The 20,745-nt window shown below is 46.1% G+C and carries 19 protein-coding genes; 6 read left to right on the top strand and 13 right to left on the bottom strand.

The features are described from left to right. The first annotated feature begins 68 nt into the window (after nucleotides 1–68). The gene (locus ACTD55_RS02140; protein WP_438862653.1) at nucleotides 69–2,078 is read left to right on the top strand and encodes a sulfotransferase; all 2,010 of its coding nucleotides are present in this window, start codon (nucleotides 69–71) and stop codon (nucleotides 2,076–2,078) included. Between the two features lie 68 nt (nucleotides 2,079–2,146). Further along, nucleotides 2,147–2,488, top strand: coding sequence for an FKBP-type peptidyl-prolyl cis-trans isomerase (locus tag ACTD55_RS02135; protein ID WP_438862652.1), 342 nt, complete (start codon nucleotides 2,147–2,149; stop codon nucleotides 2,486–2,488). Nucleotides 2,489–2,500: 12 nt separating this feature from the next. Here the strand turns inward: ACTD55_RS02135 and ACTD55_RS02130 are convergent, their stop codons facing one another. The 12 genes from ACTD55_RS02130 to ACTD55_RS02075 form a co-directional block, all read right to left on the bottom strand. Continuing rightward, a complete protein-coding gene (locus ACTD55_RS02130; RefSeq protein WP_438862651.1) occupies nucleotides 2,501–3,169 on the bottom strand; it encodes a peptidoglycan recognition protein family protein in 669 nt (222 codons plus the stop codon). Nucleotides 3,170–3,276: 107 nt separating this feature from the next. Further along, nucleotides 3,277–3,753 carry an FKBP-type peptidyl-prolyl cis-trans isomerase gene (locus tag ACTD55_RS02125; RefSeq protein WP_438862650.1) on the bottom strand — a complete coding sequence of 159 codons (477 nt, stop codon included), beginning with the start codon at nucleotides 3,751–3,753 and terminating at the stop codon, nucleotides 3,277–3,279. Between the two features lie 34 nt (nucleotides 3,754–3,787). After that, complete coding sequence (locus tag ACTD55_RS02120) at nucleotides 3,788–4,597, bottom strand: lysostaphin resistance A-like protein (RefSeq protein ID WP_438862649.1); 810 nt, start codon at nucleotides 4,595–4,597, stop codon at nucleotides 3,788–3,790. Further along, on the bottom strand, nucleotides 4,597–4,845 hold the full coding sequence (locus tag ACTD55_RS02115) for a type II toxin-antitoxin system RelE family toxin (protein WP_438862648.1): 249 nt from the start codon (nucleotides 4,843–4,845) through the stop codon (nucleotides 4,597–4,599). Before ACTD55_RS02115 ends, ACTD55_RS02120 begins: the two co-directional genes overlap by 1 nt. Beyond that, nucleotides 4,832–5,065 (bottom strand): ribbon-helix-helix domain-containing protein, encoded by a 234-nt coding sequence (locus ACTD55_RS02110; RefSeq protein WP_438862647.1) that lies wholly within the window; start codon nucleotides 5,063–5,065, stop codon nucleotides 4,832–4,834. The genes ACTD55_RS02115 and ACTD55_RS02110 overlap by 14 nt, the downstream gene beginning before the upstream one ends. A gap of 194 nt (nucleotides 5,066–5,259) precedes the next feature. Then, nucleotides 5,260–5,928, bottom strand: a complete 669-nt coding sequence (locus ACTD55_RS02105; RefSeq protein ID WP_438862646.1) for a hypothetical protein — start codon at nucleotides 5,926–5,928, stop codon at nucleotides 5,260–5,262. 636 nt (nucleotides 5,929–6,564) lie between these two features. Beyond that, nucleotides 6,565–7,467 (bottom strand): hydroxymethylglutaryl-CoA lyase, encoded by a 903-nt coding sequence (locus ACTD55_RS02100; RefSeq protein WP_438862645.1) that lies wholly within the window; start codon nucleotides 7,465–7,467, stop codon nucleotides 6,565–6,567. An 8-nt stretch (nucleotides 7,468–7,475) separates the two neighbouring features. Beyond that, nucleotides 7,476–9,491 carry an acetyl/propionyl/methylcrotonyl-CoA carboxylase subunit alpha gene (locus tag ACTD55_RS02095; RefSeq protein WP_438862644.1) on the bottom strand — a complete coding sequence of 672 codons (2,016 nt, stop codon included), beginning with the start codon at nucleotides 9,489–9,491 and terminating at the stop codon, nucleotides 7,476–7,478. Beyond that, complete coding sequence (locus ACTD55_RS02090) at nucleotides 9,491–10,282, bottom strand: enoyl-CoA hydratase/isomerase family protein (protein WP_438862643.1); 792 nt, start codon at nucleotides 10,280–10,282, stop codon at nucleotides 9,491–9,493. Before ACTD55_RS02090 ends, ACTD55_RS02095 begins: the two co-directional genes overlap by 1 nt. A 9-nt stretch (nucleotides 10,283–10,291) precedes the next feature. Next, nucleotides 10,292–11,899, bottom strand: a complete 1,608-nt coding sequence (locus ACTD55_RS02085; RefSeq protein ID WP_438862642.1) for a carboxyl transferase domain-containing protein — start codon at nucleotides 11,897–11,899, stop codon at nucleotides 10,292–10,294. A 33-nt stretch (nucleotides 11,900–11,932) separates the two neighbouring features. Continuing rightward, nucleotides 11,933–13,102 (bottom strand): isovaleryl-CoA dehydrogenase, encoded by a 1,170-nt coding sequence (locus tag ACTD55_RS02080; protein WP_438862641.1) that lies wholly within the window; start codon nucleotides 13,100–13,102, stop codon nucleotides 11,933–11,935. Nucleotides 13,103–13,155: 53 nt separating this feature from the next. Beyond that, nucleotides 13,156–13,551: a MerR family transcriptional regulator gene (locus ACTD55_RS02075; protein WP_438862640.1), complete on the bottom strand. Its 396-nt coding sequence runs from the start codon at nucleotides 13,549–13,551 to the stop codon at nucleotides 13,156–13,158. 208 nt (nucleotides 13,552–13,759) lie between these two features. On the opposite strand from ACTD55_RS02075, the gene ACTD55_RS02070 reads away from it, so the two are divergent. Further along, nucleotides 13,760–14,938, top strand: a complete 1,179-nt coding sequence (locus ACTD55_RS02070) for a thiolase family protein (protein WP_438862639.1) — start codon at nucleotides 13,760–13,762, stop codon at nucleotides 14,936–14,938. A gap of 21 nt (nucleotides 14,939–14,959) precedes the next feature. On the opposite strand, the gene ACTD55_RS02065 is transcribed toward ACTD55_RS02070, so the two are convergent. Further along, complete coding sequence (locus ACTD55_RS02065; RefSeq protein ID WP_438862638.1) at nucleotides 14,960–16,666, bottom strand: response regulator; 1,707 nt, start codon at nucleotides 16,664–16,666, stop codon at nucleotides 14,960–14,962. 260 nt (nucleotides 16,667–16,926) lie between these two features. Here ACTD55_RS02065 and ACTD55_RS02060 point away from each other — a divergent pair, with 260 nt between their 5' ends. From ACTD55_RS02060 to ACTD55_RS02050, 3 genes are read left to right on the top strand one after another with little or no spacing between them, the layout of a single operon-like run. Beyond that, complete coding sequence (locus ACTD55_RS02060) at nucleotides 16,927–18,417, top strand: CoA-acylating methylmalonate-semialdehyde dehydrogenase (RefSeq protein WP_438862637.1); 1,491 nt, start codon at nucleotides 16,927–16,929, stop codon at nucleotides 18,415–18,417. 11 nt (nucleotides 18,418–18,428) lie between these two features. Next, nucleotides 18,429–19,586 carry an acyl-CoA dehydrogenase family protein gene (locus tag ACTD55_RS02055; RefSeq protein WP_438862636.1) on the top strand — a complete coding sequence of 386 codons (1,158 nt, stop codon included), beginning with the start codon at nucleotides 18,429–18,431 and terminating at the stop codon, nucleotides 19,584–19,586. A gap of 7 nt (nucleotides 19,587–19,593) precedes the next feature. Continuing rightward, a complete protein-coding gene (locus ACTD55_RS02050; RefSeq protein WP_438862635.1) occupies nucleotides 19,594–20,721 on the top strand; it encodes an enoyl-CoA hydratase/isomerase family protein in 1,128 nt (375 codons plus the stop codon). Nucleotides 20,722–20,745: the final 24 nt, after the last annotated feature.

Here is a 20,745-nt window from a genome sequence, read left to right as displayed (position 1 = left end):
AGGGGCTTGCCTTTTTTATTGACAATGAAGGTCGACAGACCCTGGTACAGTTTTGGAGAAATGTAGATTTGAAGGATGAACAGAAATCGACTCAACAGCAGAACGGAGATTGTCAGGCACGTCTGCACGGGATTCAGCAACAAATTCAACAAGCCAACTTTTCCGCCGCAATCGATTCTGCCCAGCAAATGCTTCAACAGGAAGTCACTGACAGTGAAACTCAGCAGCTATTGTATCTACTGGGCGTTGCCCAGCGCTATGATCAACAACTTGCGGCAGCACTCAAAACAATAAAACAGTTACTTGCCAAGAATGGAGGGCATGCCCGTGCCTATCAGGAAATGGGTTATATACATCTTGGGCTGCAACAGGCTGATCGCGCTATCCAGTCTTTTCGCTGGGCCACCCAATTAAACCCGGCTTTACTCGCCAGTTGGCAACAATTGGCTCAGCTTGAGCAACAGCAGGGTCAAACTGAGTCATCTTTGCAAGCAATGCAGCAATATCAGTTTTTACAACAATTACCTGCGCTATTGCTGGGGGCGCAGGATCTGATGCATGAAGGAAAGTTGCATAAAGCCGATCAACTTTGTCGCCAATTCTTGCAACAAAATAAACATCACATCGAAGGTATGTGTTTATTGGCTGAAATTGGTATTCGTTTGCGTGTATATGACGATGCCGAATTTTTGCTGGAAAGCTGTGTTGAACTTGCGCCGGATCATCATCGAGCTCGCAGTGAGTACCTTGGGTTATTGTTGCGTTTAGGCAAATTTAAACCCGCTTTAGCACAGGTCGAGATTTTGTTGCACAACCAACCAGATAACCCTGCATATCAGATGGCGATGGGCAATGTTCAGGTGGGATTAGGCAACACACAAGCTGGTATTGAGCTTTTTAATCAGGTATTGAAGCACGATCCGCAACGGGCAGGGCTGCAAATTCAACTGGGACATGCCTATAAAGCCAATGGTCAGTTAGATCTGGCTGTCCAGGCTTATCAACGGGCTTATCAGATTAAGCCCGCTTTGGGCGATGCATACTGGAGTTTAGCCAATACCAAAACCTACCGTTTTAGTGATGCAGAACTCACTCAAATGAGACAATTTGAAGCGGATCCGCAAACCGAATCCGAAGATCGCATTCATTTGTGTTTTGCCGCTGGTAAAGCATACGAAGATAGGCAGGAATATGGGTTGTCTTTTGATTATTATCAACGAGGTAATCAGCTTAAACGCCAGCAGTCGGGGTATTCTGCTGATAAAACCGATGCGCAAATAGATGCACAAATTCAGCACTGCACGGCAGAGTTATTTCAGCAACGCGGCCATTTAGGGTTAGACGATCTGGCACCTATTTTTATCGTCGGTCTACCCCGTGCCGGATCGACCTTGCTGGAACAAATACTGGCTTCCCATTCAATGGTGGACGGCACCATGGAATTACATAATATTCTGGGGTTGGCCATGCGATTGTGTGGCAGAGTGGTTGCTGAAGAAGCGCGTTATCCGGCCAACTTATGGGAGTTGGACGACAGTTATTTTAAACGCTTTGGTCAGCAGTTTATCGACGATACCCAAGTTTACCGTGACGGCGCTGCTTTTTTTATCGATAAAATGCCGAATAATTTTATGCATATTGGTTTGATTAAACTGATATTGCCCAAGGCTAAAATCATTGACGCCCGCCGCCATCCGATGTCCTGTTGTTTTAGCGGCTTTAAGCAATTGTTTGGTGAAGGGCAGGATTTCAGCTATGACCTGGATGACATCGCCCGTTATTATCAGTCTTATGTCAAATTAATGGATCACTGGGATAATGTTTTACCCGGCTTTGTATTGCGGGTGCAACATGAAGATGTGGTAAATGATCTGGAAGGTCAGGTGCGCCGTATGCTGGATTTTTGTGGGTTGCCCTTTGAACAAAGCTGTGTCGATTTTCATCAGACCAAACGCAATATCAAAACCCCCAGCTCTGAGCAGGTTCGCCAACCGATTTATACCTCGGCTCTGGAACAATGGAAAAACTATGCAGACAATCTTCAACCGTTAACCACTCGGTTTCAGGGTGGAAAGTGAATTTTAGATTGCATGGCTGCGTGCTTTTGGTGACCATAACCACAAGTTAACGATTCGAGAATAGGTCAATGCACCAACAGGTTAAAATTGAAGATATAGTTGAAGGAACCGGAAAAGCCGCCGAACGTGGTGCGTTGATTACTGCCCATTATCGTGGCTGGCTGGACGATGGTAGCGAGTTCGACTCATCCTATACCAAAGGTCAGCCATTTCAGGTGGTATTAAGTCAAAAGCGGGTAATTCAAGGCTGGATCCTGGGGCTAAACGGTATGAAAGTGGGCGGCAAACGCAAACTTTGGGTGCCGGCCGAACTGGCCTACGGCGAGCGTCAAATTGGCACCATGATCCCGCCGAATAGCAATCTGATCTTTGAAATTGAATTGATCGAAGTCTTAACCCGCGATGGTTGATTTGGCTCAGCGTTAATTGGGCAAGGGCTTAAGGTTCAGGTGAGTTAAACGGCTACGCAACTTTTGCATAAACGCGGCATCCGGATCGTCCTTTTCGGTCAGGTAATTATCGTCTTTTTCCTTCCATAGCGGTGTGCCCTTAAAGCGCTGATACTCGCTATGCCCAAAGACATAATCAATAGGGTACTTCTTGGCCAGATATTTAATCAGTTTTGTATTCGCTTCCAGCTGTGCGTCGGTCATGGGCAAGCTGTTACCGTCAGCAATATTCTCGATTCCAATAGCGGTATAATTTAAACCGATAACATGACGGGCCATGGTAGTTTCCGGCATTAACTGGTAAATGGTGCCATCGCGATCTATCACAAACTGACTGGAGACATTCAACGCTCCCGCTGTACTGATTTTGCTGCGAGCTGCTGGCAATGTAGCGGTATTAAAGGCGTTAATGGTTTTTTCAAAGGTAGGAATCACCGTCCAGTGCACCGTCACCATGGTGGGGTTGATGGTCGGTTCATCCTGAATAATACCGTAATGCTCCTGCATGTACTCTAGTGTGAGTTCTTTGCGTTGCTGATCGAACAAAATGGGTTTTTGAATAATCTTGAAATCAGGTGTGATGCCTTCAACCGCGAGGGTTTGAAAACTAAGTGCTATCAGGCATATAAGTAACTTTTTCATCGGAAAACCTATAGGATTAGGAAATTGCAAACACAGCTGTTCGACTATGCTAGATTTTATACTAACGTTAAAGCGCTAGCTTATCGTGCTAAATGACCACTAACAAGTTACTGGATTTTCAACAGTTCCAAATCAAACATTAATGCTTCATCGTAGCCGAATTGCTGAGGTTGGGCTTTGCAGCCGTAAGCTAACTTAGCGGGAATATATAACGTCCATGCATCACCAACCACCATTTCACTCAACGCCAGTTTCCAGCCGTCTATCACCTTGGAAACCGGCAGTGCTGCACTGTAACCACTGTCGATTACCGTCCCATCCAATCGGCGGGTCACATAATTGGCGATGACCGTATCGCCGGAATCTGGATGGAGTTTGCCGTTACCACGTTGCAGTATTTTGTATTGGTAACCATGAGGGGACTTTATTACCCCATCCTTTTTGGCATTTTGAATAAAGAAAACCTGCTCCTTAACTTGATTAAGCGCGGCCCCCGGTTTAGTGCATTCACCGGAAGTTGAAGCACATCCCGTCATAATGGCGGAGACTAAAATAACCACACTCAGTTTGTTTATATACGTCATTAATTGTTTACCTGATATTGGATAGTTTGCACGATTATAAAGATGACTGACCGGTTTTTGACGTCTTTCTAAGATAAATTTCAATCACCACCACGCCAAGTACCAGCAGAAAAAGTTGTAATCCCAGTCCGAGCGTTTCAGTGGAGAGTAAACCATTATCCTCTCCCGGCGCTATGCTCCAGATTGAACTGGCGTATTGCAGTTTCATGCCAACAAAACTTTGCAGCCAATTTAACCCGAAATGCAGTCCAAGTGGTACCGCGATGCCTTTAAATGCAATGGCAGAAATAGCAAAAAACAAACCCCACACGCCCGGACCCAACAGGTTCATCGGGCTTAATCCGTGATACAACGCAAAAAATAGGGAAGTGATGTAAATTGCAGTGCGAACCCCGAAAACCTCGGATAAGCGAAATAAGGGGTAGGTTCTAAAAGCGATTTCTTCCATAGCGGCCAGTGCAAATAACACCAGCGCCGAATAACCGATAGCATTCCAGTAATCAGGGGCAGGGGCAAGCTCGATAGAAATAGCGCTAAATCCAAGTATGATAAAAAGCATTATCGCCATCACCAACATGCCGCACAGTGTTCCAATCATAAATTTGGCAACGGATTTCGCGTTCCAGCCCAAGCCAATATCAGCCAGTGACTTGCGCTCTTTTTTAACTAACAGCGCGGCTAATATAAAGGACAAACCCGCAATCACCGACGCCACCAGTAAACTCATCCATTCCTTTAAAAAAGGGACGGATAAAGCCCTGAAGATAAACAGCACTAGCCAAAAAGCACCCCAGAATAAGGCCACTTTGAATAGGGGTTGGGTTTTACGATTGATTGTTTTCATTAAGCGGATCGGTGTCCAATTTTTATAACCTGTACAATTAATTCGTTATCTCTGATCTCGTAGATAATCCGGTAAAGCCCTTGGCGAATACGGTGCAGATCTTGGCCACTTAGTTTTACAGCGCCTTCACATCTTGGGTTGTCAGCGAGGCTATCAATCTTGAATAGAATCTTTTTGATATCAGCTTTTGGTACAGACTTGAGGTCTTTACTTACAGACTTTTTGAACGTGATTTTATATTTTGCCATCAGCTTGTAAACTATTTATAAGCGTTTCATAACTGATTTCTGGCTCATCTACCCTTTGCCTGATAGCCGCCAGATCTTCCTGATCTTCACGCATCATTAAACGCACTGCTTCATCAATTAATTCAGAAACTGACGAATCAGAAGCCGCTGCTTTAAGTTTTAGTGCGTTGTGTATTGCTGGCTCAAAATACACCGTTGAGCGTTTAGAAAGAGTACTCATAGTCAGCTCCAGATGAATTATCAAATAACATTATAGCGTTACAACGTTATAACGCCAAAGTATTCATAATGAGCCAAAACTGGAAACTCAACGTTTTTTGATATATTTCCGAAATACTTCAGAGGCAGGTACTGTTTTTAGGTTCCCGATTCAATTGAATCAATTCTAGCTTCAGCTTCATATGGTTCTTTTATTTATGAAGTTATTACATCTTCTTGAACCATCTTGATAAGATAGAAAAACTTTGGAATCAACCTATCATGACACTCTGTCATAAAGCTTTCGACTTTTAATTTACTGGCGAAAACTTTCATACCTCCGTACTCGAACGTGAAATCTTCAAATATTAGCTCTTTAAATGTATTTTTTATTCGAATAGGGTATTTATGTTTTCCATGGTTTGAATATCCTTTAAGCTGGCAAAAGGTTTCATTCTCAAAAAGAGCCTGTAAATACGAGAAAAAATTATAACGTTTATAGTGCTTAATGAATTCCTTGTTCCAGCCAACCTGCCTTGAATCGACATCATTAAATTTTTGATAGATTAAATTTAATGTGTATGGAAATGAATCAATCATGGCATGTAAACTTTGCAAAAATGCGATTGAATTAGCTTCGTATACGTCCCTCACAGACAATTCTTCATAAGACACCTGTTCAAGCCTGTCTTTAAGTAATGCTACCGAGGATGTGCTCTCTTGAAAAAGGGAAAAGTGGTATTGACAATATTTTTTTCGTTTAGCGATGGCTTGTAGGGAAATGTTTAACCTATCTAAGATAGGCTTTTCATGCACTAAGTAAGTTTGTACAGCAGCTAGCAGCTCGGAAATATTAAAATTTATCCCAATATCATGCCCAGACATATGATTCCATCGACCTATAACGATTCAATTTAGGTAAATTACAATTGCGTTGCAATGAATTTGCAGCAAGTAGTTTTCCCATGCTAGCAAGCTGGCTGTGCAACGCTGTCTTATTATGCTTACCTGCAAACATCTTTTTAAAAACATACAGGCAAGCATACCTTCAAAAACTTTAATTTTTACATCCATTCTTGTCACAAGTGATTTTTTCTGACGAAGAAACCCAGTGGCTTGAATGAGCTTTTGTATCTACGCCACAACCTGTGTGGCCACCTTTAGTACCAGAATGAACGATACCAGTAGGAGTATGTTTAACAGCCATTTTTAAATCCTCAAAGTTAAGTGTTTTAGTGATCAAAAAGTTGACCACATATTAAACAATATAATTTTATTAATGACTGGTCAAATAATCAGTATTTATTTGTACAGTGGTTGTGAGCTGTTCGAAAGCATGACGTTATTTAGATTTTGTCTTTTCTTAAACCAATACGTAATTGATTTGGCCTCTGGCTGTCCTTGTTTTACCTAGCGACTCTAACTTTCCCCCTCTTTTGGTGCTTCAAAAGGGGGTTGGGCCGCATGGATGCGGCACGAAAAAAGCTCAGGGATGGCGGTTGGCGAAGCCAATTAAATTAATCAGCCTGCGGCTAACATCGCTTTAGCCACTTTTGACTGGTTAGTTTTACCCAGTGCTTGGGTAATGGCATCACCAGCGGCGATTAACTTGTCCAGATCCACGCCAGTCTCGATTCCCATGCCGTTGAGCATATACAGCACGTCTTCGCTGGCCACATTACCGGAGGCGCCTTTGGCATAAGGGCAACCGCCCAAACCAGCGACTGCACTATCGATTACCGCGATACCCATTTCCAGTGCTTTGAGAATATTCGCTAATGCCTGTCCGTAGGTATCATGAAAGTGTACTGCCAGTTTTTCAATTGGCACCACTTTGATTACAGCACTTAACATGGCTTCGTTTTTTAGCGGGGTGCCGACACCAATGGTATCGCCTAAGGAAATTTCATAGCAGCCCATATCCAGCAGGGCTTGACTGACTTCGGCGACTTTTTGCGGGGCAATCTCGCCCTCGTAAGGGCAGCCTAATACGCAGCTAACATAACCACGTACTTTGATGTTCTGCACTTTGGCCGCCGCCAGCACGGGGGCAAATCGTTCAATACTGTCGGCTATTGAACAATTAATGTTTTTTTGGGTAAAACTTTCCGACGCGGCACCAAAAATGGCTACCTCATCGGCACCTGCAGCCATGGCGGCTTCAAACCCCTGTAAATTCGGAGTTAACGCCGAATAAGTGACGCCGTTTTTGCGCATGATATTGGCAAACACTGCGCTACTGTCGGCCATTTGTGGTACCCATTTGGGTGATACAAAACTGCCGGTTTCTACCATACCTAAACCCGCGTCGGCCAGCTGTTCTACCAGCGCGACTTTGTGTTTCAGGTCAATCAGTGCCTTTTCATTTTGCAGTCCGTCACGGGGGCCAACTTCGACCATTTTGACTGTGCTTGGGTAATTCATGGTTATTATTACTCCCCTGTGTCGGCCTCAAAGCTAAGCAATTCGGCACCACCGTCTACCAGTTCACCGGCTTGAAAGAAAAACTCAGTTACCGTACCGGCTGCCGGTGCTTTGATGCTGTGTTCCATTTTCATCGCTTCCATAATCAGTAACGGCTGATCTTTTTCCACTTTGTCACCCGCATTAACCAGTAGCGCGACCACCGTGCCATTCATCGGGGCGCTGAATCCTTGTGGATGGTCATTACTATCCTGTAAGCCAAAATCCGGTTGAACATGGCTAAAATGCAGCGCATGTTCACGGCCAAAGATGGAATAGTCGTGATTATCCTGATGCACGCTGGCGCTGATACGATGGCCATCGACCACTGCGATCAGGGTGTTGTTATGCAATGAACCACTGGCCGTGACCTGACGTTGACCACTGTCGATCAGGAAATAACGGTCATCGCCACGCCCTATTTGTTGTATCGACACCGGATAATGCTGTTGGTACAGCGCCAGCTCAAAGACTTGTTTATGCACTTCATTAGCGCGCCAGGCCGAATGGCTATTCCATGGTGAGTAACGATCAGCGCAACCGTCGCTGGTTAATTGGGCTTGCTGTTCCTGTTGTAACAACAAATATAAGGTGGCTAATGGCAATGCAGCCTGAATATCCTGACTGGAATCCTGAAAAATCTGTTGATGGTTTTTTTCAATAAAACCGGTATCCAAGTCAGCTTGCTGAAAGGCGTGGGTGTTACTCAGGTTGTATAAAAAGTTGATATTGGTGGTAACACCTTTAATGCGGTATTCCACCAAGGCCTGGGATAAACGTTGCAGAGCTTTGTTGCGATCTTCATCCCAGACCACCAGTTTGGCAATCATCGGATCATAATACACCGATACCTGGTCGCCCTGACGCACCCCGGTATCCACCCGAACGTGGGCTGATTCCTGTGGTGGCTGGTGATAGCTTAATAATCCTGTGGCTGGTAAAAAGTCATTGTCGGGGTCTTCGGCATAAATACGCGCTTCAAAGGCATGGCCGTTAATTTTCAGTTCGGATTGTTGCAAGGGCAGCGGTTCGCCAGCGGCAACCCGCAGTTGCCATTCCACCAGATCCTGACCGCTAATCATTTCGGTGACCGGATGTTCCACCTGCAAACGGGTGTTCATTTCCATAAAATAGAAACTGCCATCGGCATCAAACAAGAATTCGACCGTACCGGCTCCCACATAACCGATGGCTTCAGCGGCTTGCAGTGCCGCTTCGCCCATTTGCTGGCGTATTTGTTCACTTAACCCGGGAGCAGGGGCTTCTTCAATCACTTTTTGGTGACGACGTTGTACCGAACAATCCCGTTCAAACAGATACACACCATTGCCTTGGGTATCACAAAATACCTGAATTTCTACGTGGCGCGGTTGGGTTAAGTATTTTTCCACCAACATCAGATCGTCACCAAAACTGGATTGGGCCTCCCGCTTGGCGGCCGCCAGTGCCTCGCTAAACTCTTCGGCTTTCCAGACCTGACGCATACCTTTACCGCCACCACCGGCGGCGGCTTTGAGTAAAACCGGATAACCCATCTGATCGGAATGCTGTTTTAAAATAGCTTCAGATTGATCGTCGCCGTGATAACCGGGGACCAGTGGCACCCCGGCTTGTTGCATAATATTTTTTGCTGCTGATTTGGATCCCATGGCTTCAATGGCGCCGACTGGGGGACCGACAAATACAATATTATTGTCGGCACATAAACTGGCAAATTTGGCATTTTCAGATAAGAAACCGTAACCGGGATGCACGGCATCGGCGCCGGTTTGTAAGGCCGCATCAATGACCTTTTGGGCTTGCAGGTAACTGTCCTTGGAAGGCGCGGCGCCAATATGCACTGCTTCATCAGCCAGTTGCACGTGCAAGGCGTTTATATCTGCATCGGAATACACCGCAACGGTACTAATGCCCATTTTACGGGCAGTTTTAATGATACGGCAGGCGATTTCGCCACGATTAGCAATCAATAATTTAGTCAGCATTATTGTTCTCCACGCCAGTTAGGGCGGCGTTTTTGCAGAAAGGCATTCAATCCTTCCTGACCTTCTTCAGATACGCGAATTGCCGCAATAGTCCGGCTGGTCATATCGATAAGATTTTGGTCGATAGGGTGGTTGGCTACCTGGCTGATCAGTTTTTTAGACGTCGCGACGGCTTTAGGACCATTGGCCAAAATAGCTTTAACCAAAGCATTAAGCGTATCATCCAGCTCTTCTTCGGTGACTGATTCGCTAATTAAGCCTAAGCGACGGGCACGACGAGCGCTAAACAGCTCGGCAGTATTAAAATAGCGTCTGGCCGAGCGGGCTCCAATGGCTTCTATCACATAAGGGCTGATGGTGGCCGGAACCAGACCCAGTTTGACTTCGCTTAAACAGAATTGACTCATTTTGGTCGCTACTGCCATATCACAACAGGCGATTAATCCTACGGCACCGCCATAAGCTGCGCCCTGAACACGGGCGATAGTAGCTTGAGGCAGGGTGTTTAATGTGTGCAGCATTAGTGCGAGTTTATTCGCATCGGCCAAATTTTCATCATAGTTGTAACTGGCCATGCGTTTCATCCAGTTCAGATCGGCTCCGGCACAAAAGCTTTTGCCGTTGGCGGCCAGAATCATCACGCGAATATCCGGGGTATTAGCTATTTTCTGGAATAACTCAGTGAGTTCACTAATCAACTGGTCATCAAAGGCATTGTGTTTCTCCGGTCGATTCAGGGTGACCGTAGCCACCCCGTTGGGATCCACTTGGTAAAGTATCGAGTCAGACATGATGCTTCCTTACATACGGAAGACACCGAACTTGGTGTCCTCGATGGGTTTATTCAGTGCCGCTGAAATCGACAAACCTAATACAAAACGGGTATCTGCCGGGTCAATAACCCCATCGTCCCATAAGCGAGCTGATGCATAGTAGGGATGTCCCTGCTGTTCATAGGTATCGATAATCGGTTGCTTGAATTGTTGTTCAGCGTCCGCTGGCCAATCTTCACCGGCAGCTTGTTTCTGATCCCGTTTCACCTGAGCCAGAACACCCGCAGCCTGTTCACCACCCATTACTGAAATACGGGCATTGGGCCACATAAACATAAAACGTGGATCGTAAGCCCGGCCACACATACCGTAGTTACCGGCACCAAAACTGCCGCCAATTAAAACGGTAAATTTGGGCACCTGTGCGCAGGCCACCGCCGTGACCATTTTGGCACCATGTTTGGCAATACCGGCGGTTTCGTATTGTTTACCCACCATAAAGCCGGTGATATTTTGCAGGAACACCAGCGGAATTTTTCGCTGGGCACACAGTTCGATAAAGTGCGCGCCTTTTTGTGCCGATTCGCCGAATAAAATTCCATTATTGGCGACAATGCCTACAGGATAGCCGAAGATGCGAGCAAAACCGCATGCCAGTGTAGTGCCGTACAAGGATTTGAATTCATCAAATTCGGAACCGTCCACAATCCGCGCAATCACTTCGCGCACATCGTAAGACTGGCGACTGTCTTTAGGGATAATCCCGTACAGCTCCTTGCTATCAAACAAGGGTTCAACCGGCGGTTGAATATCCAGACTCATTGGTTTGCTGCGATTGAGTCTGGCTACCGCATCACGAGCCATTTGCAAGGCATGATGATCGTTATTGGCCAGATGATCGACCACGCCGGACGTGCGGGCATGGACGTCACCGCCACCCAGATCTTCGGCGCTGACCACTTCACCGGTGGCCGCTTTAACTAAAGGCGGTCCGGCTAAAAAGATGGTGCCTTGCTCTTTTACGATAATCGATTCATCGGCCATCGCCGGTACATAAGCGCCACCGGCGGTACAGGAACCCATCACCACCGCGATTTGCGGAATGTTTTGTGCAGACAAATTGGCCTGATTAAAGAAAATGCGTCCAAAGTGTTCCCGATCCGGAAATACTTCATCCTGACGGGGCAGGTTCGCTCCACCGGAATCTACCAGATAAATGCAAGGCAGGTTATTTTGTTCGGCAATGGTCTGGGCACGAATATGTTTTTTAACGGTCAAGGGATAATAACTACCGCCTTTGACCGTGGCATCATTGGCCACAATCATGCATTCCTGACCCGATACCCGGCCAATACCGCAGATTACACCGGCCGCTGGCACATCGTCCTCATAGACATTTAACGCGGCCAGTTGTGACAGCTCCAAAAATGGCGAACCGGGATCAAGCAGGGCGCTGATACGATCACGGGGTAATAATTTTCCGCGGCTCAAATGCTTGGCGCGGTATTTTTCACCGCCACCCTGTTTAATCTGTTCAATCTTGCTGCATAAGTCATCTACCACGGTTTGCATGGCGGAGGCATTATCCAAAAAAGCCTGACTCTTGGAATTGATTTTTGATTCGATACGAGGCACAGAGATTTCCTTACTGAACGCAGTCAGAATAACTTAGCGAGACTCGTTAAATAGTTCGCGACCAATCAACATACGACGAATTTCTGAGGTGCCGGCACCAATTTCGTACAGTTTGGCATCACGTAATAAACGTCCGGTGGGAAATTCGTTGATATAACCGTTACCACCGAGTAGCTGAATCGCATCCAGCGCCATTTTGGTCGCCAGTTCAGCGGCATATAAAATAGCACCAGCTGCATCTTTACGAGTGGTTTCACCCCGATCACAGGATTTGGCGACGGTATAGACATAGGCGCGGGCGGCATTCATTTGAGTGTACATATCGGCGACTTTACCCTGCACTAACTGGAACTCACCAATGGATTGGCCAAATTGTTTGCGATCGTGAATATACGGCACCACGGCATCCATACAGGCCTGCATAATGCCCAATGAGCCACCGGATAACACCACGCGCTCATAGTCTAATCCGCTCATCAGAATTTTCACCCCGTCACCTTCATTTCCCATCATGTTTTCGGCCGGGACTTTGCAGTCTTCAAAGACCAGTTCACAGGTATTGGAGGAGCGCATGCCCAGTTTGTCGAGCTTTTGGGCCTGAGTGAATCCGGGGGTGTCTTTTTCGACGATAAAGGCACTGATGCCACGAGAACCGCCTTTAGGATCGGTTTTGGCATAAATTACAAAGGTATGGGCATCGGGACCGTTAGTGATCCACATTTTGTTGCCGTTAAGTACATAATGATCGCCTTGTTGGTCAGCTTTTAGTGTCATGCTAACCACATCAGAACCGGCGTTAGGTTCACTCATCGCTAACGCACCGATATGTTCACCGTTGATTAGCTTAGGCAGGTATTTTTCCCGCTGAGCGTCATTACCGTTACGGTAAATCTGATTCACGCATAAGTTGGAGTGAGCCCCGTAACTGAGGCCAATCCCGGCCGACGCACGGCTAATTTCTTCCATCGCCACGACATGGGCCAGATAACCCATATCGGCACCACCGTATTGTTCAGAAACCGTAACGCCTAATAAACCCATTTCGCCTAATTTGGGCCATAGCTGGTTAGGAAAGGCATTGTCAATGTCGGCTGATTCAGCCAGTGGAGCGACTTCTCCCTGGGCAAAGGCGTAAACGTGCTCGCGTAGCATGTCTACGTCTTCGCCCAAGTTAAAATTTAATGTAGGGTAAGAGGTATTCATAGTATTAGTCCTGATATTGGAATGAGTGTGATTGGCTAACCGCTAATTCGGCACTACACTTTTTCAGATTCAAGTTCGGATAAATCTTCACGACAGCGCTGTTCAACTTCATCCAGCTCGGTCATTAATAAATTAATATCTTCCAGCTGTTGGTTGAGTATGGCTCGTTTTTCATGAGTCATGGCTAACATTGCCTGTAACTGTGCCGCCGAGTTCTCATGGCTGTCGTACAAATTAAATAGGGTTTTGGTTTCTGCCAGAGAAAAGCCCAGACGTTTACCGCGCATAATTAGTTTGAGTCGCACCCGATCTTTTTTATTGTAGATACGGTTTTGACCGTTACGCATGGGGCTAAGTAAGCCTTGTTCTTCGTAAAAACGGATTGAACGGGTGGTGATGTCAAATTCTTTTGCCAACTCGCCAATACTGTAAGTTTGTTGTTTAGTCATAATTACTTTACGTTTACGTAAGTGTTAGGTTAACGTAAAGGTAAAGTAACCTTGCGAAGTCGTCAATATAACTTTTTAAGCTGGTTGACAGTTTTTTGTTCAAAAAGCTGTACGTTAGTTTTATATCCAGTCATGTGGACAACCTTTAAACTTTGGTTATATGGTCAATCCGATTTAGCTATTTTAAACCTGTTAGGAAATACTCGTTATGCAACAAGATTCTGTAGTGATTGTTAGTGCCAAGCGCACACCGATGGGCGGATTTATGGGCAGCTTGTCACCGTTAACCGCCACTCAATTGGGCGCTAATGCCATTCAGGCTGCGATTCAGAGCCAAAATAATGTGACAGTTGATGAAGTCATAATGGGTTGTGTACTACCCGCTGGATTAGGTCAATCGCCAGCTCGTCAGGCAGCCATTGCAGCCGGATTACCCTTATCTGCCGGTGTGACAACCATTAACAAGGTCTGTGGCTCAGGCTTAAAAGCGGTGATGTTAGCTCACGATTTGATTAAGGCGGGCAGTGTACAAAGTGTGATCGCTGGTGGTATGGAAAGCATGAGTAATGCACCCTATTTATTGCCCAAGGCCCGTGGGGGGTATCGGATGGGGCATGGTCAGACGCTGGATCATATGATGCTCGATGGCCTGGAAAACGCTTATGATGGTAAAGCCATGGGCTGTTTTGCTCAGGATACCGCTGATGCAGAAGGTATTAGCCGTGAACAAATGGATGCCTTTGCATTGAGTTCATTATCTAAAGCAAAAAAAGCCATTGAGCAGGGCGACTTTGATGCGGAGATTTCGCCGCTAAGCATTGAGACTCGCAAAGGGAAAATCGACATTACTACCGATGAAGGACCGGGTAATGCGATGCCGGAAAAAATTCCCGGTTTACGTCCTGCCTTTAAAAAAGACGGCACTATTACCGCGGCGAATTCCAGTTCTATTTCCGATGGTGCGGCGGCACTGTTAGTGATGTCAGAAGCCAAAGCACGAGAACTGGGATTGCAGCCGCTCGCGCGGATTGTGGCCCATGCTACTCACTCCATTGAGCCTGAAAACTTTACCGTCGCGCCAGTGGGCGCGATGCAGAAATGTTTGGCAAAAGCCAATTGGTCTGCGGATGAAGTGGATTTATTTGAAATTAACGAAGCCTTTGCGATGGTGACCATGCTGGCTATTCGTCAATTACAATTAGATGAATCCAAGGTCAATATTCACGGTGGTGCCTGTGCACTAGGCCACCCTATAGGTGCGTCGGGAGCCAGAATACTGGTGACACTGCTTCATGCGCTGAAACAGAAAGGTTTGAAAAAAGGGCTGGCGTCGTTGTGTATTGGCGGCGGTGAAGGTACCGCGCTGGCGGTGGAACTGATTGACTAATAGCCTGAGTATGCTTTCCGGTTAGGATTTGCCGGAAAGCAATTCTGCTTGTGATTTGGCCTTGTCACTCTTTTCTTGTGGGGCGTCAACTTTTGCTTCAGTGGGTGCTGGACGGTGAATATTAATATCCGCTTGTAACTTGGTTTTAATATCGTTAAACCGTTTCAGGTTACTGTCGGATAACTTGAATTCCTGCAATTTACGATACATGCCGATGGAATCGACTTTCTTATAAGTAGGGACTTTGGCTTCGACCATGCATTGGAGTAAGTGAATTAAAAAAGCCGGTTCTTTAGGGAACAAGATATGTGCCTGATAGAAATCATCGATGGCTTGTTCAAACTCCCGTTTATTAAATAAAGCTAACCCACTCTTATTAAAATTTAATGCACGGGTTTTTTTATCTCCTATGATTTCCTCATTTTTGAGGATCATCAGGGATGAAACGGTTTTTTCGTTTTCATCTTGCAGTTGCGCCATTTTTTCTTCGCATTCTTGCATTATTTCTGACGCAATAGCCGTTTCACCTACACTCATCCAGGCACTGGCGGCATCAGCCAATAAAGCGGAGTCCGCATTTTCAAATTCCATCATGCCATCTTGCTTGAGTATTTCTAACGCGCGATCTTCGTCATTTTCCATGACGGCTACCAGTGCACTCATATAGTTACGTTTTAGGCTAAGTTCTTCATCGACTGCACGACGGCCTGCGCTGCCAATTAACATGCGAGCGGACTGAAGGGCGTTTTCACGTTCTTTATCGGTGGTTTTTTCTGCCACCATTAAATGACAACGAGCTAAATCCATCGTCAATTCGGCGAAGCGTTCACGAGACTCACGATTAGACTCGCGTTTCTTTTCCAGCAGCGCGATAGCATCCTGCATATTGTCTTGAACCTGACACAGATGTACTTTTAAACGGGCTGCCGAGATGGACAGGTCACCTTCACGGATCATATCAATAAAGTTTTGAGCACGTTCATATTCGGTTTTTTGAATATTGATCCGGGTCAGCCATTCACAGGCTTTGTCTTTGGTCATATGGGTATTAAGCATATTTTCCAGGTCGGCTTCACTGCCGGCTATATCTCCGGCCATATAGCGACTTAGTACCAGTCCCCATTGCGCCCATACAACTTTGTCAGATGCTTGTAGAATTTTTTCGTACAAGGCAGTTGCTTTGGAGAATTGACCGGCTTTAATCAGGAGGCGGCCCCTAAGCTTTGTTAGTGCGGTGGTATTTTTAGCTAACTTTTTACTGGCAATCACGGTTTCCAGCAAGGCCAGTGCTTTGGAATATCTTTTGTTATCCAATTCTCGATAAACCGGGCGCAAGGCTTCGCGAAATTGCAAGGTATGGATCACGGTTTTTTCTAAATTACGAATGGTATAAGGTTTGAGTACTACCACATCTGGATGAATATCGACGATTTGACCCAATACCATTGGTACGCTATCAGCGGTGAGAAAAATGACCGCGGTAGACGGCTTTAAGGTACCTGCCTGTTGCAGTTCCTGAATAACTTCGACGCCATTTTTATCTGCACCCAGATGATAGTCGATCAAAATAATATGGAACGAACGCTTGCGCATGGCGTTTCGAAGTTCTCTGCCTTGAGAGTAGCAACCAATGTCTACGAAGCCCATACTCAATAGATGATTACGCAGGTTGATCCGGGCAGCCCCGTTATCTTCTACTATTGCTACATTTATATTCTCAATACCCATGTATTTAGTTTTACTTCCTTTTTGAACCAAGTTATTTGGCAAATATGGTTCGGATAATACCAATAAACAACGCCATTAATGAACATTTGTTTATACAAATTCCTGTCTGTTAGTTAAGGGTTCACAAATATGTACAGCAATAATGCAAATTAGTGGAAATTTATTTGACCTTAACGTTAACGTTAAAGTAAAAAATTTGTTAATGTATTGATAATAATCGAAGACCCAAATACAAGTGGTCAAAAGTAAGTGGAAACCCTATGAAAAATATCCCTTTATTTATTGATGGTGAATTTAAGACATCGTCATCCAAACAACATATCGATCTGACTAACCCGGCCAGCAATAAAGTCATTGGGCAGGTACCATGTGCCACCGATGCGGAGATGCAAGCGGCCATTGCCAGTGCAAAAAGCGCTTTTAATGACTGGCGTGAAGTGCCGGTTTCCGAACGGGCACGGGTGATGATGCGTTACCAGCATTTGCTTAAAGAAAACCACGATGAAGTGGCCGAAATTCTCAGTCAGGAGACCGGCAAAACCTTTGCTGATGCTAAAGGTGATGTATGGCGCGGCATCGAAGTAGTGGAGCAGGCGGCTAACGTACCGGCATTGATGATGGGAGAGACGGTTGAAAACGTGGCGCGCGGGATCGATACCAGCAGTTATATTCAGCCATTGGGTGTGTGCGCCGGGATTACCCCGTTTAATTTCCCGGCGATGATCCCGTTGTGGATGTATCCCTTAGCCATAGCCTGCGGCAATACCTTTGTTTTAAAGCCTTCTGAACAGGATCCAATGACGCCCACTCGACTGGCTGAATTGTTTGTTGAGGCTGGGTGCCCGAAAGGTGTATTGAATGTGGTGCATGGCGGTAAAGAGCAGGTCAATACGTTGCTGACCCACGAAGATATAAAAGCTGTTTCTTTTGTAGGCTCAGTGCCGGTTGGGCAACATATTTATAAAACCGCTACCGATAATATGAAGCGCGCGCAGTGTTTTGCTGGCGCTAAAAACCATTCGGTGATCATGCCCGATGCTAACAAGGCCCAAGTGATTAATAATCTGGTGGGCTCCAGTGTTGGGGCTGCCGGACAGCGTTGTATGGCGATTTCGGTAGCCGTGTTTGTGGGGGACTCCAAGCAATGGATTGAAGAGCTCGCCAGTGAAATCGGCAAAGTGAAACCGGGATTGTGGAATGACGACAGCGCCGGTTTCGGTCCGTTAATTAGTCCGCAAGCCAAAGCCAAAGTGTTGTCATTGATTGCGGAAGGCAAACAGCAAGGTGCCGACTGTCTGGTAGACGGTTCTGACTTTAGCTTGGCCGGTTACGAACAGGGTAATTGGGTGGGTCCTACCGTATTTAGCTCGGTGACCGAACAAATGAGTATCTACCAGCAGGAAATTTTTGGTCCGGTGTTGTGCTGTATGTGTGTGGATACGTTGGAAGAAGCCATTGCGCTGGTCAATCGTAATCCTTATGGCAACGGTACCTCTATATTTACCGCCAGTGGCGCTGCCGCCAGAAAATATCAACACGAGATTGAAGTGGGGCAAGTAGGAATTAATGTGCCAATTCCAGTGCCGCTGCCATTTTTTTCCTTCACCGGCTGGAAAAATTCCTTTTACGGTGATTTACACGCGTACGGTAAACAGGCCATTCGTTTTTATACCGAAACCAAAACCGTCACCTCGCGCTGGTTTGAAGATGATATTCCCAGCGGCCCTAATCTGACCATCAATCTGGGTTAAGGAGCGTTTTAATGGATTTTAATTTAACTGAAGATCAACAAGCGTTTGCCGATATTGCCCGCCAGTTTGCTGAACAGGAATTGGCACCCAATGCGGCCAAATGGGATAAGGAACACTATTTTCCCAAAGAGGTTATTCAAAAAGCCGGTGAACTGGGTTTTTGTGGCCTGTATGCACCGGAAGAAGCCGGTGGACTTGGGCTGAGTCGTCTTGATTCCTCAATTATTTTTGAACAGTTATCCATGGGCTGTACGACTACGACGGCGATGATGACCATTCATAATATGGCCACCTGGATGATTGCCAGTTGGGGCACCGAAAAAATAAAACAACAATGGTGCCCCGATCTGGTAATTGGCCAAAAACTGGCGTCTTACTGTTTGACTGAACCGGGCGCCGGTTCTGATGCCGGTTCGTTGCGCACCACTGCCGTAAAGGATGGTGAACACTATGTTTTGAATGGCTCTAAAATGTTTATTTCCGGTGCCGGTGAAACCGAAGTATTGGTGGTGATGGTGCGCACTGGAGAAGCTGGGCCTAAAGGGATTTCTGCAGTGGTGGTGCCTGCCGATGCCGAGGGCATTATTTATGGTAAAGCCGAAGAAAAAATGGGTTGGAATGCCCAGCCCACTCGTTTAGTGACCTTTGATAATGTCATAATTCCGCTGGATCATTTATTGGGCGAAGAAGGTCAGGGTTTTACCTTTGCCATGAAAGGGCTGGATGGTGGTCGAATTAATATCGCAACCTGTTCTATCGGTACCGCTCAACAGGCGTTAAATACCGCCAAAAATTATATGCAGGAGCGGGAGCAGTTTGGTAAGCCTATCGCTGCATTCCAGGCACTGCAATTCAAACTGGCTGATATGGCAACCGAACTGGTTGCGGCAAGACAACTGGTCCGTCTGGCCGCCTTTAAACTGGATAATCATGATCCAGAGGCCACCGCATACTGTGCTATGGCGAAACGCTTTGCTACTGATATTGGTTTTCAGGTATGTAATGAAGCGCTGCAACTGCATGGTGGTTACGGCTATATTCAGGAGTATCCATTGGAGCGTCATGTACGTGATGTCCGGGTCCATCAAATTCTTGAAGGTACCAATGAAATTATGCGCTTGATCATTGGTCGAAGGATACTATCTGCCGACGCTGGCGATTTACTGTAGGGAAGTTATGACAGATAAAGTACTTTTTTCGGAACTGGATACTCACAACGGCAAGAAAATAGGTTATGCCCGTTTAAATAAAGTCAAAGCACTCAATGCGCTGGATCTGGATATGATCCGGTTACTCATGCCGCAATTATTAAGCTGGCAAAACAATGACAATATTGTTGCTGTCATACTGGATGGTGAGGGAGATAAAGCCTTTTGTGCCGGTGGTGATGTGGTTGCCATGCATCAGGCGATGCAAAAAGAGCCGGGTATTATTCCGGCTACAGTCGAAACCTTTTTCAGTGAGGAATATCGACTGGATTACCTTATTCATACCTTCCATAAGCCTTTTGTGGTGTGGGGTAACGGGATTGTTATGGGCGGAGGTCTGGGACTGATGTGTGGTGCCAGTCATCGGATTGTAACCGAGAGCTCCCGTATTGCTATGCCGGAAATCACTATCGGTTTATATCCGGATGTCGGTGGCAGCTGGTTTTTGAATCGTATGCCAGATGGTGTTGGCCTGTTTTTAGGGTTAACCGGAGCCAGTATCAATGCCATGGATGCGTTGCATATTCAGTTGGCTGATCATTTTATCCCGGAACAACATAAACAGTCGTTTATTGAACAGATGCAGGACATTTCCTGGGGGGCAATTCAAAGTCTCAATCATCAGAAACTTACTGATTTATGTCATCAGTTCCATCAGGATCATCGGGCACTGCTGCCCCAAGGCAATATCAAACCTCATCAGGAAAAAATCCGCCAAGTGACCGATTTTGACACCATTGACCAAGTGGTTAATGGGATTGCCGGGATCTCAGCGCAACAAGATAAATGGTTAACTCGGGCGCAATCGACATTAGCTAAAGGCTCAGCATTGACCGCCTGTATCTTGTTCGAGCAGCTTAAGCGCAGTGCCAAGATGACGTTACCGGAATGTTTTCGTATGGAACTGATGTTGTCCTGTCGTTGCGCATCGCTAGGTGAATTTCAGGAAGGTGTCAGAGCCTTGTTAATTGACAAAGATAATCAACCGAACTGGCAATATAAAACGGTGCAGGATGTGCCCGCAGAGGTGTTGGATAAGTGTTTTACCTCGCCCTGGAATGAGCAATCTCATCCGTTAACAGGACTGGGTAAATAAACGCCGGTTGGGGACAGTTAGGAG

The organism is Neptunicella sp., assembly GCF_048268085.1.
Lineage (GTDB): Bacteria > Pseudomonadota > Gammaproteobacteria > Enterobacterales > Alteromonadaceae > Neptunicella.
Note: the sequence above shows the minus strand (reverse complement) of the source record. Positions and strands in the feature narration are given on the sequence as shown.

What these genes read in the sequence shown, in the direction of transcription:
- ACTD55_RS02135 (WP_438862652.1), top strand. Translation starts at nt 2,147, where the DNA reads ATGCACCAACAGGTTAAAATTGAAGATATAGTTGAAGGAACCGGAAAA.
- ACTD55_RS02130 (WP_438862651.1), bottom strand. Translation starts at nt 3,169, where the DNA reads ATGAAAAAGTTACTTATATGCCTGATAGCACTTAGTTTTCAAACCCTC.
- ACTD55_RS02125 (WP_438862650.1), bottom strand. Translation starts at nt 3,753, where the DNA reads ATGACGTATATAAACAAACTGAGTGTGGTTATTTTAGTCTCCGCCATT.
- ACTD55_RS02120 (WP_438862649.1), bottom strand. Translation starts at nt 4,597, where the DNA reads ATGAAAACAATCAATCGTAAAACCCAACCCCTATTCAAAGTGGCCTTA.
- ACTD55_RS02115 (WP_438862648.1), bottom strand. Translation starts at nt 4,845, where the DNA reads ATGGCAAAATATAAAATCACGTTCAAAAAGTCTGTAAGTAAAGACCTC.
- ACTD55_RS02110 (WP_438862647.1), bottom strand. Translation starts at nt 5,065, where the DNA reads ATGAGTACTCTTTCTAAACGCTCAACGGTGTATTTTGAGCCAGCAATA.
- ACTD55_RS02105 (WP_438862646.1), bottom strand. Translation starts at nt 5,928, where the DNA reads ATGTCTGGGCATGATATTGGGATAAATTTTAATATTTCCGAGCTGCTA.
- ACTD55_RS02100 (WP_438862645.1), bottom strand. Translation starts at nt 7,467, where the DNA reads ATGAATTACCCAAGCACAGTCAAAATGGTCGAAGTTGGCCCCCGTGAC.
- ACTD55_RS02095 (WP_438862644.1), bottom strand. Translation starts at nt 9,491, where the DNA reads ATGCTGACTAAATTATTGATTGCTAATCGTGGCGAAATCGCCTGCCGT.
- ACTD55_RS02090 (WP_438862643.1), bottom strand. Translation starts at nt 10,282, where the DNA reads ATGTCTGACTCGATACTTTACCAAGTGGATCCCAACGGGGTGGCTACG.
- ACTD55_RS02080 (WP_438862641.1), bottom strand. Translation starts at nt 13,102, where the DNA reads ATGAATACCTCTTACCCTACATTAAATTTTAACTTGGGCGAAGACGTA.
- ACTD55_RS02075 (WP_438862640.1), bottom strand. Translation starts at nt 13,551, where the DNA reads ATGACTAAACAACAAACTTACAGTATTGGCGAGTTGGCAAAAGAATTT.
- ACTD55_RS02070 (WP_438862639.1), top strand. Translation starts at nt 13,760, where the DNA reads ATGCAACAAGATTCTGTAGTGATTGTTAGTGCCAAGCGCACACCGATG.
- ACTD55_RS02065 (WP_438862638.1), bottom strand. Translation starts at nt 16,666, where the DNA reads ATGGGTATTGAGAATATAAATGTAGCAATAGTAGAAGATAACGGGGCT.
- ACTD55_RS02060 (WP_438862637.1), top strand. Translation starts at nt 16,927, where the DNA reads ATGAAAAATATCCCTTTATTTATTGATGGTGAATTTAAGACATCGTCA.
- ACTD55_RS02055 (WP_438862636.1), top strand. Translation starts at nt 18,429, where the DNA reads ATGGATTTTAATTTAACTGAAGATCAACAAGCGTTTGCCGATATTGCC.
- ACTD55_RS02050 (WP_438862635.1), top strand. Translation starts at nt 19,594, where the DNA reads ATGACAGATAAAGTACTTTTTTCGGAACTGGATACTCACAACGGCAAG.